The organism is Streptomyces sp. WELS2, from assembly GCF_013870595.1.
GTDB lineage: Bacteria > Actinomycetota > Actinomycetes > Streptomycetales > Streptomycetaceae > Streptomyces.
Genome location: NZ_JACBWZ010000915.1, coordinates 1 through 2298 on the forward strand (window position 1 = coordinate 1; position 2298 = coordinate 2298).

Annotated in this window: 2 protein-coding genes; both read left to right on the forward strand. The window is 72.1% G+C overall.

Features of this window, described 5'->3' with window-relative positions; genetic code table 11:
* On the forward strand, nucleotides 1-1050 hold a 1050-nt coding region (locus tag H5J33_RS31690; protein WP_181798190.1), incomplete at its 5' end, for a 3' terminal RNA ribose 2'-O-methyltransferase Hen1.
* Nucleotides 1047-2298: AAA family ATPase (locus H5J33_RS31695; protein ID WP_181798191.1), on the forward strand; the 1252-nt coding region annotated here is incomplete at its 3' end. The genes H5J33_RS31690 and H5J33_RS31695, both read left to right, overlap by 4 nt.

Sequence of the window (2298 nt, forward strand, 5' to 3'; positions counted from 1 at the left end):
GAGCTCGTACGACGGCTCTTCACACCGCTCGGCTGGCACGTCACCGCCGAACCGGTCCCGCTCGACACCGCGTTCCCGCAGTGGGGCGACTCGCGGTACGTCCGGCTGCTGCTGGAGTCCGAACGGCTCACCCTCGGCGAGGCGTTGCGCCACCTGTACGTCCTGCTGCCGGTGCTCGACGACGCCAAGCACTACTGGGTCTCCGCCGACGAGGTCGACAAGCTGCTCCGGGCCGGCGAGGGCTGGCTGGCCGGGCACCCGGAGCAGCAGCTGATCACCAGCCGTTACCTCTCGCGCCGCTGGTCGCTGACCCGCCAGGCGCGGGAGCGGCTGGAGCTGGTGCGGCTCGCGGAGGCCGACGACAGCGAGGTCGAGGACATCGACAACGCGGTCGCGGACGAGACCGGGACCGAGGAGAAGCCGACCCCGCTCGCCGTGCTCCGCCGGGAGGCCGTCCTCGCCGCGCTGGACGCCTCCGGGGCCGCCCGCGTGCTCGACCTCGGCTGCGGCCAGGGCCAGTTGGTGCAGGCGCTGCTCAAGGACGCCCGGTTCACCGAGATCGTCGGCGTCGACGTCTCGCAGCGGGCCCTGACCATCGCCTCCCGCCGGCTGAAGCCGGACCGCATGGGCGAACGGCAGGCCGCGCGCGTCAAGCTCGTCCAGGGCTCCCTCGTCTACACCGACCGGCGGCTGCGGGGCTACGACGCCGCCGTGCTCAGCGAGGTCGTCGAGCACGTCGACCCGCCCCGGCTGGCTGCCCTGGAGTACGCCGTGTTCGGGCACGCGCGCCCCCGCACGGTCGTCGTGACCACCCCGAACGCCGAGTACAACGTCCGCTGGGAGAGCCTGCCCGCCGGCCACGTCCGGCACGGCGACCACCGCTTCGAGTGGACCCGCGAGGAGTTCCGCACCTGGGCGGCGGCCGTGGCCGAACGGTACGGCTACGAGGCGGCGTTCACACCCGTCGGCCCGGACGACCCCGAGGTGGGCCCGCCCACCCAGATGGCCACATTCACGGTCACGACCGAGAGGGAGGCGAAGGCGGCATGACCGGGACACGGCACAAGGGGCGGGTGCTCCCCGTCACCGACCTCTCCCTCGTGGTGCTCGTCGGCGCCTCCGGTTCCGGCAAGTCCACGTTCGCGCGGCGGCACTTCAAGCCGACCGAGGTGATCTCCTCCGACTTCTGCCGCGGCCTGGTCTCCGACGACGAGAACGACCAGAGCGCGACCAGGGACGCCTTCGACGTCCTGCACTACATCGCCGGCAAGCGGCTGGCCGCCGGCCGCCGCACCGTCGTGGACGCCACCAGCGTGCAGCAGGACAGCCGGCGGCAGCTGATCGAACTCGCGAAGCGGCACGACGTACTGCCCATCGCCATCGTGCTGGACCTGCCGGAGGAGGTGTGCGCAGAGCGGAACGCGGCCCGCGCCGACCGGGCGGACATGCCCCGCCGGGTCATCCAGCGGCACATCCGCGAACTGCGCCGCTCGCTCGGACACCTGGAGCGCGAGGGCTTCCGCAAGGTGCACGTGCTGCGTGGCGTCGAGGAGGTCGAGCACGCCACCGTCGTCACCGAGAAGCGCTACAACGACCTCACCCACCTCACCGGCCCGTTCGACATCATCGGCGACATCCACGGCTGCTCCGCCGAACTGGAGGCACTGCTCGCCAAGCTGGGCTACGCCGACGGGGCGCATCCCGAGGGCCGTACCGCCGTGTTCGTCGGCGACCTGGTCGACCGCGGCCCGGACAGCCCCGGCGTGCTGCGCCGCGTGATGGCGATGGTGAACTCGGGCAACGCCCTGTGCGTCCCCGGCAACCACGAGAACAAGTACGGCCGTCACCTCAAGGGCCGCAGGGTCCAGCACACCCACGGGCTCGCCGAGACCATCGCGCAGATGGAGGGTGAGAGCGAGGGGTTCAAGGCCGAGGTCCGGCGGTTCCTGGACGGACTGGTCAGCCACTACGTGCTGGACGGCGGCCGGCTGGTGGTCTGCCACGCCGGCCTGCCCGAGAAGTACCACGGCCGCACCTCCGGCCGGGTCCGCTCGCACGCCCTGTACGGCGACACCACCGGCGAGACCGACGAGTTCGGGCTGCCGGTGCGCTACCCGTGGGCGGAGGACTACCGGGGCCGGGCCGCCGTGGTCTACGGCCACACACCTGTGATTGAGGCGACCTGGCTGAACAACACCATCTGCCTGGACACCGGCGCCGTCTTCGGCGGCAAGCTCACCGCGCTGCGCTGGCCGGAGCGCGAGCTGGTGGACGTACCGGCCGAGCGGGTCTGGTACG